The 9,463-nt window shown below is 68.1% G+C and carries 4 protein-coding genes; all 4 read right to left on the minus strand.

Going from position 1 to position 9,463, the window contains the following annotated elements:
* Positions 1-32 precede the first annotated feature (32 nt).
* A complete protein-coding gene (locus tag AAGI91_13195) occupies positions 33-3,380 on the minus strand; it encodes a TonB-dependent receptor (protein MEM1043572.1) in 3,348 nt (1,115 codons plus the stop codon).
* Positions 3,381-3,807: 427 nt separating this feature from the next.
* On the minus strand, positions 3,808-6,939 hold the full coding sequence (locus AAGI91_13200) for an outer membrane beta-barrel protein (GenBank protein MEM1043573.1): 3,132 nt from the start codon (positions 6,937-6,939) through the stop codon (positions 3,808-3,810).
* Between the two features lie 74 nt (positions 6,940-7,013).
* On the minus strand, positions 7,014-8,597 hold the full coding sequence (gene serA / locus AAGI91_13205) for a phosphoglycerate dehydrogenase (GenBank protein ID MEM1043574.1): 1,584 nt from the start codon (positions 8,595-8,597) through the stop codon (positions 7,014-7,016).
* 59 nt (positions 8,598-8,656) lie between these two features.
* On the minus strand, positions 8,657-9,268 hold the full coding sequence (gene yihA, locus AAGI91_13210; GenBank protein ID MEM1043575.1) for a ribosome biogenesis GTP-binding protein YihA/YsxC: 612 nt from the start codon (positions 9,266-9,268) through the stop codon (positions 8,657-8,659).
* Between the last annotated feature and the right edge of the window lie 195 nt (positions 9,269-9,463).

Consider the following 9,463-nt stretch of genomic DNA (forward strand, 5'->3'; position numbering starts at 1 on the left):
CAAGCGCGCATCGCCTCCTGCCCCGGAGGGGCCTAGAAGTCCAGCAGGAAGCCGAGGCGGACGCGCCGGGGCGGACCGTAGAAGAAGCCTCCGCCCGAAGATTGTTGGCCGCCGACGTTCACGGGGCCCCCGGTATACGCGCTGTAGTTGAAGAAGCGGCTGTCCGAGAACGGAGCGTTGTTGAGGTACGTTGCTCCACCGGGTGTGAACAGGAACCCATCCTGGTCTGCCAATCCGGTCGCCCGGTAGACAGCGACGATGTTCTCGGAGTCGAGCAGGTTCTGGATCCAGAGATACGCCTTCAGACGAGCCCCTCCGAAGCCGAGATTGAAGCCTCGGTCGATCCGAAGGTCGATCCGCGAGGTGGCAGGCAGCGTCTCGCTGTTGACATCGCCCACCGTTTCGCTCGTAAACGACTGGCTGACATCGAAGAGCGGCTCGGCGAGCGGTGTGAAGCGCTGGCCGCTCCCGAAGGAGCCCAGGATGTTGATCCCGAAGTTCTCGAAGACGCGAGCCCCGCCGATCATCGGGCCCTCGTCGTCGCCGAAGCGGTAGTCGAGCGAGATGTTGCCGGTGTGGCGCTGGTCGAAGTCGGCCGGGCTGATGAAGTTCGGGAAGAACTGCCCGCGCCACACGACCGTCCCGGTCGAGGCAGCGTCCGAACCGGTCCCGCTCGCGAACGAGAGGGTGTAGTTCGTGTTGATCGACAGGTTGTTCGTCCGTCGGAGGTCGAAGCCGAGCTCGACGCCGCTCGTCGTGGTAAAGTCGGCGTTGAGGAAGGTCCCGTACTCCGGCTGGGCACCGAAGAGGGTCCGGTTGGAGATTTTGTTCTCCTGCGTCCGGTAGAACCCGGAGAGCGTGACTGCTGCCCGGTCGCCGACGCGCTGGCGGAAGCCGAGCTCGTACTGCGTCGTCCGCTCCGGCTCGAGAGCCGAGTTGGGCGTGCGCGAGTCCTGCCCGGTGATCTCTTCGTAGTCGCTGAACGGCGTGAAGGCGCGCTCAGTCGGACGCTGGGTGGTGACGTTGTAGCTGGCGAAGAAGAGCGCCCGGTCCGTGACCGGGAAGCTGACCCCGATGCGGGGCATGAACGTCGCCTGCGGGGTGTAGTCCGTGAAGGCCTCCGAGCGCCGAGCGTCCGTGTCGGGCTCGACCTGGCCTGAGAGATCGCCTGCGATGACGCCGGACGTAGTGGAGACGCCCTGGGTGTCGAAGAAATTGCCGTCCAGGTCTCGGTAGCCGACAATGTCTCCTGCGTCGTTGAAGTAGACCGCGAAGTCGCTGTCAATGCCAGCGGGCACGTCCACGTCCGTCAGACTCCCGGCGCGAACGATCGGCGTGGTCGCAAACGGGTCGAGGAGCACCTGCGTGTTGTTGTCGAAGACGTCGACCCGGAGGCCGAGGTTGATCACGAGGTCCCTGAACTCGATCTTGTCCTGCACGTAGCCGGCGTAGTAGATCGGCTGGTACGGAGCGATGTTCAGGTTCGTGCGGTCGAAGTAGCCGTTGATATCCTGATCGTCGACCTCGTTGAGGCCGAGGAAGTCGTACCCGTAGCGCTCCGGCGTGATACCGCGCACGGCCTCGAAGGGCAGTTCGTCGTAGGACCGGACGCCGCCTTCGGGAAGCCCCTGCACGGTCGACTCGATTGTCCCGTCGTTGTAGAACCGCGAGAGCGAGGCGCCCGCGATGCGGAAGTACCGGCGGGTCTGCTGCTCGAACTCGCCGCCAAACTCGATCTGGTGCACGCCGAGCTGCGTCGTGGCGCTGCCCGAGAACCGGATCTGCTGGTCGTGGGCCTGCTGGAACTGCGTGAGCTGGGCACCGGGGAGGTTGAAGGTGCCTCCTACGCTAGCAGGCCGGGGGCCTCCGTCTTGGTCGAAGACCTGCTCGTATTGGCCGTTTCGGAAGACGAAGTAGTTGCGGGCGATCTCGTGGTAGTCGCCCTCGATGTCGCCGTAGAACAGGGCGTCCTCTACGTCACGCGAGAAGCCTTCGGGGTACTGGACGTACTTGAAGTCCTGGTACTCGCCCTGAATCTGGTAGAAGGCGTTGTCCGAGAGGCGCTGGCGGAAGGTGCCGTAGACGCGCCAGTTGTCGCGCTCGTCATTGTAGAACCGGTCGCGGTTGTAGAGCGAGTTGCCGAACAGGAATTCCTCGCGCCAGTTGGTGTTGTATCCGCCGCCGATGCGGAGGCTGAGGGCGCTCGAGATGTTGAAGTTGACGTTGCCGTTGAACGTGTAGTTGTTCTGCGGCGCGTCTACGCCTCGCTCGAAGTCGAATCGGTCCTCGAGGTAGCTCTCGGGCGCGTTGATGAGGAAGTTGTTACCTGCGATCTCGAAGCCGTCCGGAATCTGGCCACCCAGCAGAACCGCGAGGCTGTCGTTGTTGATTCCGGCTCCGGTGATGAGCGCCGGGTCAAACGGGATGAACTGCTCGTCGCCTGCGCCGTTGACGAGGCGCAGCACCTGGGGGTTGCTCTGGAGGAAGGCGAAGTCGTCGTCCGAGAGGCGGAAGGTGTCGGTGCTGTAGACCCGGAAGTCCTGCTCGAAGGTGCCCTGCCCGGAGAGGAAGAAGCTAGCCCGGCCCGGCACGATCGGTCCGCCAATGGAGAGCGAGCCGAGGTTGTAGCCGTAGGAGTCGAGCACCTCGGAGGTGATGAACTCGACGGAGCCGAAGAAGTCTTCGCGGCCGGACTTGGTCGTGATCGAGATCACGCCGCTCTGCACGTCACCGTACTTGGCGGGGATGGTCCCGATGAGCATCTCTTGCTCTTGGATGGCGGCCTGGTTGACGCCGACGGCCGGCCCGATGCCCTCGGGCGACGCCCCGGTCACCTTGACGCCGTCCACGAAGTAGACGACCTCCTGGTTACGACCGCCGCGGATGAAGAGGTCGTCGCCGCGGCCGTTGTTGACCACGCCGTTCTGGATGGCGGCCACGTCCTGCACCCCGCGGATCGGGAGGTTCTGGATGTCCTCGCCCGAGACCACGCGCGGCGCGCCGATGGCGTCCCGCTGGATGAGCGGCTGCTCGTACTCGACGACGATCTCGTCGAGCGTGATGTCACTGCCGAGCTCGAAGTCCTGCTCGGTCGTGTACCCAGACGAGATCGTGATGCCTTCGACCGTTTTGGACTGGAAACCCACGAACGACGCCGTGACGTCGTACTGGCCGACCGGGATGCCGATCACAAAGTAATTGCCGTCGAGGTCTGTGGCGGCACCAAGCTGCGTGCCGCCGATGATGACGTTGGCACCCGGCAGCGGGTCGCCGAGGTCGTCAACGACGCGGCCTGACAGTTTGCCGGTGTTCTGCGCCACGGCTGCGAGCGGCGCGCCCAGCAGCAGCAGGAGCACGAGTATACCCAGGTTGCGAAGCATATGCTACCTCCTCCGAGATGGTAATGCGGTGTTGGTGTGGGCCTGCGCCGGAGCGGCGGTCGGCACCACGTTAGCTAAGAGCGTGCGTTGAGGGGTGCCACAGGCGTCCGTGACTGCGAAGGGACGCGCACCGCCGACCACAGGGCTCGACCAGTCCGCCGCGCCGGCACCGCGCGCGAAGCCGGTGGGGCGCAGGGGCGAGCGTAGGGAGGGTCGTAACAACAGCGGATGGCGGGGTCCTCAAGATGGGCGGTTTCGACTGGTGGTTAATCGTTCCTTAACGCGGTGGCGAATATAGGCGGGGGGTTCGGAAGATGTCAAGGCATTCTACGTGCCCTTCATCTTCGAGGCATACGAAACCGCCTAAATGCAGCGTTGCGCGTGGATGGTCCGCCGGTTTTTGCCCGGCGGCGGCCGTACCCTGCGCCTACAGCGTCACGCGCAGTCCGAACCAGACCCGGCGTGGCGGGCCGTAGGAAAATACGCCGCCCGTGCTTTGGGTGCCGCCAATATTCACCGGCCCACCGACATAAGCAAGGTAATTAAACGCCCCTCCCATCCGGTCCGGCTGACTATCGAGGTAGGCACCGCCTCCCGGTGTATTGAGAAACCCGTCGTCGTCCGGCTCGCCGGTGGCGCGGTAGACCGCCGCGACGTTCTCCGCGCCCAGCACGTTCTCGGCCCACAGAAACGCGTCGACCGTGCTGGGTCCGATGCGAAACGCCTTGCCGAGCCGCAGGTCGAGTTGGGCGACCCACGGGCGGCGCTCAGCGTTGACGTCTCCTGCTGCCTCGCTTGTGAATGTGTCGTCTGGGTTGAAGAGCGGTGCCTGGAGTACCGTGTAGGGCAGCCCGCTCTGTGCGGAGAGGACCACGCCCAATCCGAGGCCTTCGAGGACAGGACCGAACGCTTCCCCCACCCGGTAGTCGGCTACAAGGTCGAGCGCGTGGCGCACGTCGAAGTCGCTGCGGGCGTCGGTGGCTGGAAACAGCCCTCGCCAGACGACGGTACCCGTCGAGGCTGCGCCGGCCCCGGTGCCGTCGGCGAACGAGAGCACGTAGTTCGCGCGAAGCGACACGCCTAGTGTCCGGTCGAGGGCGCCTGCGAGGTCGAGGCCGTAGACGGTCGCGGAGCCGATGTTGCGCGGCGTGGTGTATTCCGGCCAGCCGCCGTAAAGGATCTGCTGCTCGATGAGATCGCTATGGCGGCGGTAGAAGACCGTCCCGCGCACCCGCACTCGCTCGGCAAACGTACCCTCCGCGCCGAGCCCAATGTCGTCCACGGTCTCGGGACGCAGCGCGCCGTTGCCGACCGCGTCCCCGCCGGTTACCTCTTCGTAGACCGAGAAGGGCGCGTAGAGCTGCGGCGCGGGCCGCCGGGCGAGCCGGCCGTAGTAAGCGAACGCCGTCGCCTGCTCCGACAGGCGGGCGCGCACGCCGAGGCGCGGCTGCACCGCGACGTGCGTCGGAGCCGACTCGAACGCGGCGGAGCGGGGCTCCTCGGTGAGATCGACCTGCCCGGAGCGCTCGCCGGTGATCGTGAACGCGAAGGCCTCTTCCCCACCGGCGTCGTAGAACCGCCCGTCGAGATCGCGGAAGCCGACGACGGCGCCGGAATCGTCGAAGTAGACGGCGAAGTCGCCCCCGATGCCGTCCGGTCGCGCGTCGAGCGCCGAGGCGCGAACGACGGGCACCGTCGCGAAGGGATCGCGCAGCACCGTCGCGTTGCTGCCGAAGGCTTCGACCCGCAGGCCGAGGTCGAGGGCGAGGCGGCCGAACGTGACGTGGTCCTGCACGTAGCCCGCAGCGTAGGTTGGCCGGTACGGAGCCACGTCGGGGTTTGTCCGGTCGAAGTAGCCGTCTGCGTCTTCGCTGTCCGTCTCGTCCAGCCCGAGAAAGTCGTAGCCGTAGCGCACGCGGGTGACGCCGCGCAGGGCCTCGAACGGCAGCTCGTCATAGCGCTGCACGCCGTCCTCGGGCAGTCCCGCGACCGTGGACTCCACGCTGCCGTCGGCGAAGAACCGGGCGAGGCTGCCGCCGGCGAGCACGAACTGCCGGTGCGTCTGCCGCTCGACTTCGCCCCCGACTTCGAGCCGGTGTGCGCCGAGGGTGAGCGCCGCCCGGCCGTGCACGCGGAACGATGCCCCTTCGCCTTTCTGGTAGATCGAGGTGGGCGCGCCCGGCAGCGCAAACGTGCCGCCGACGGTCCTGGGCCGCGCCGCGCCATCTTGCGTGAAGATCGGCTCGTACTGCTGGTTGCGGAAGACGAAGTAGCGCTGGGCGATCTCGCTCGCGTCCGCGTCGATGTCGCCGTAGAACAGCGCGTCCTCGACCTGGTCCGAGAACTGGCGCGGGTGCTGGACAAAGCTCGAACGCTGGCCTTCGACTTGAAGCTGGTACGATGCCCGGTCGCTAGGCGCGTAGTCCAGGGCGGCGTAGAACCGGCCGGCGTCGCGCTCGGCCCGGTCGAGCCCGTCGCGGTTGTAGAGCGCGCTGCGGAAGCGCCGCGCGGGATTCGCCGTCCGGTCGAGCCGGTCGCGGCTGAGGGTTGCGCCGAGCCGGAAGCGGAGCGCCGGCATCAGGTTGAGGACGGCGCTGCCGTCGAGCGCGAAGGCATCGAGCGGATCGTCCTTGCCGCGCTCCAGTTCGAACCGGTCCTCGGTGAAGGTGGCCGGCGCGTTGATCAGCCCGTTGCGCTCGGAGATCTCGAACCCGGCCGGGAGGTCGAGCATGGCGCGAAGGTCGCTCTGGGTGAAGGGCTGCCCGCTCGCGGCCGCTTGCTGCGCGGCCTGCCACGGGAACGGCACGTCCCGGGTCTCGCCCTGCGCGTTCACCGTGCGCACGACCTGCGGGCCCGCGAGGAGGTCGGCGTAGGCGTCGTCCGAGAGCCGGTACGTCTCGATGCCGAACGGCGTGGCATCGGCCAGGCGGCGCACCTCGCCCGAGAGCGCGAAGCGCCCGAACTGAGGGTTGGCGAGCGGCCCATGCACGGCGAACGACCCGAGGTTGTAGCCGAACGCGTCGAGCCCCTCGGAGGTGATCCCCTCGACCCGGCCGCCGTAGCGCGCGCCGCCCTCGCGCGTCTCGATGGCGATCAGGCCCCCTGCCGCCTCGCCGTAGCGCGCCGGAACGTGGCCCGACAGCACCTCGATCCGCTCGACCACCTCGAACGGCACCGCCGGCTCACCCACGACGCGCACGCCGTCGATCACAAACGTCGGCTCCTGCCCGACCCGCTCCCGGTCGAAGACGCTCGCCAGGCTCTGATTAAATAGACCAGTCTGATTCGCGAAATCGGTGACCGTGCGCCGGCTCAGCAACGGCACGCCGAGGTAGGACCGGTAGAACAGCGTCCCGTCGTCCAGCTTGCGGGCGACGCCCGGCAGGAGCGACGCTACCTCGCGCACGTCGCGCACCGGAAGCCCGTCGAAGCCGGGGCCGGAACCGTCGTCCCGCGTCCAGGCCGAGAGGCCGAGCGAATCCGCGTGCCACGCGTTGGGACCGGGTTGGGCCGCGAGCGGAGCGGCGAGTAGAACGAGCAGGAGCAGGCGAGCAGGCACGGGCGCAGGCGTGGGTGTGCAAAGGCGACGAAGCTACTCCCCGCGTCCCAGACATACAACCAACCCACCTGCGCTCATACGTGGACCACGCGCACGTCCTCGACCCCCTCGATGGCCTCGACCTGCCGGACCACGTCCCTCGGCACGGGCTCGTCCACGCCGATCGCCGTCAGCGCCGTCTCGCCGGGGCGGTCCCGCCCGAGGGCGAGCGAGGCGATGTTGATCCCGGCCTGGGCCAGCAGCCCGCCGACGGTGGCGAGCATCCCCGGCCGGTCGACGTTCTGGTAGAACAGCAGGTGCCCCTCGGGCTTGGCCTCGAACCGGAACCGGTCGAGCCCGACGAGCCGCGCGTCGTCTTCGCCGAGCACGGTGCCCATGACGGAGCGCGTCCCGGCGTCGGTCTCCAGCGCGACCTCGACGAGGTGGGTGAAGTCGGCCGGCTCGGAGTGGCGCTGCTCGTCGACCGCGAGACCCATCTCGCGGGCGAGCGCGGGGGCGTTGATGAGGTTGACCGGCTGGTCGCTCCACCGGGTGAGGATCCCGCGGAGCGCGGCGACGGTCAGCACCTCGGCGTAGCGCCGCGTGGTCTCGCCGTAGCAGCGCACGGTCACGCGGCGCACCTGCCCCTCGGCGATTTGGCCGACGATCCGCCCGAGCCGGTCGGCGAGGTCGATGAACGGGCGGGCCTCGGGCTGGGCGGCGGCGCGGATCGCCCCGGCGTTGACCGGCGTCGAGACCGGGCGCTCGTGGAGCGCTTCGATGACCTGCTGCGTGACCTGCCGGGCGACCTTCTCCTGCGCCTCGTCGGTGGAGGCCGCGATGTGCGGCGTCCCCACGACGCGGGGGTGCCGGACGAGGTCGTCGAGCGCGGCGGGCGGCGGCTCCTGGCTGTAGACGTCGAGGGCCGCCCCGCCGACCTGTCCGCTCTCCAGCCCCCGCAGCAGCGCGGCTTCGTCCACGATCCCCCCCCGCGCGCAGTTGACGACGTAGACGCCCTCGCGGCACGCGGCCAGGGTCTCGTCGTTTATGAGGTGGCGCGTCGCATCGTTGAGCGGCGCGTGGAGGGTGATGACCTCGCTCTCGGCCCACAGCCCGGCGAGGTCCACGAGTTCGACCCCGACGCGGTCGGCGGCCTCGGGCGAGAGCACCGGGTCGAAGCCGATAGTCCGCATCCCGAAGCTCTGCATCCGCCGCGCCACAGCCCGCCCGATCTTCCCAACGCCGACGATCCCGAGCGTCTTGCCGTCGAGTTCGGCACCGGAAAAGGGTGCGCGCTCCCAGGCCCCGCCCTTGAGCGAGGCCGCCGCCTGCGGAATCTGCCGGGCGAGCGCGAGCATCATCGCGCAGGCGTGCTCGGCCGTCGAGACCGTGTTGCCGTCGGGCGCGTTGAGGACGAGGATGCCCCGCCGCGTCGCCGCCGCGAGGTCGATGTTGTCCACGCCGACCCCGGCCCGCCCGATCACGCGGAGGCGCTGCGCGACCTCGATCAGGTCAGCGGTGATCTTGGTGCCGCTGCGGACGATCCACCCGTCGGCTTTGGGCGCGAACGCCTTTAGCTCTTCGGGCGACTGCTTGAGGTGGACGGCGGCCTCGATCCCGGCCTCCTCCAGCAGCGTCCGGCAGATCGGGTCGAGGTTGTCGGTGACAAGAACACGCATCGGGGCGGGAAGTCGAGGGTCGGGAATCCGCGCAAGCTACCGACTTTGCTCGACACGCGTCACCCGACGTTCGTCAGTAACTCGGCCCACTGCCAGACTTCAGCGGCCCCCTGTTTCTTCTCGGCCGACGTGAGGACGACTGGCAGGTCGAGGCCCATCCCGGCGAGGCGCTTTTTGAGCTGCGCCACACGGCTCCGCTGCTGATTCTTGCCGAGCTTGTCGGCCTTCGTCAGCAGCACGGCGTACGGCACCGGCCCGCCGCGCAGGAGGCCGAGCAGCTCCTCGTCGAGCCGGGTCGGTGGGTGGCGGCTGTCGATGAGGTGAAAGACGAGACCGAGTTCTTCGCGCTCGGTCACGTAGCGCCCGATGAGCTGCATCCACTTCGCCCGCTGCTGCTTCGAGACCTTCGCGTACCCGTAGCCCGGGAGGTCGACGAGGTAGAACCCGCCGTCACCGTGCTCGTTGGCATTGGCGAGGTAGAAGTTGAGCGTCGCCGTCTTGCCCGGCGTATTGCTCGTCCGCGCCAGCGCCCGCCGCCCGATGAGGTAGTTCAGCAGGGACGACTTGCCGACGTTCGAGCGCCCGACGAAGGCGAGTTCCGTCCGCCCGTCGGTCGGGAGCTGCGCCCACGCCCCGGCGGACCGGGCGAACTCGACGGTGCGGATCTTCATTTGCGAGAGGGAGAATGGGGGAACGGGCGAAAGGGAAGACGGGCATCGGCGTGGGGCACGACGGCCTCAGTAATTTGTGTGGCTTTTCTTGATTCGCCCTCTCGCCCTCTCGCCCTCTCGCCCTCTCGCCCTCTCGCCCTCTCGCCCTCTCGCCCTCTCGCCCTCTCGCCCTCTCGCCCTCTCGCCCTCTACGCC

It is taken from the genome of Bacteroidota bacterium (assembly GCA_038746285.1).
Taxonomy (GTDB): domain Bacteria; phylum Bacteroidota; class Rhodothermia; order Rhodothermales; family JANQRZ01; genus JANQRZ01.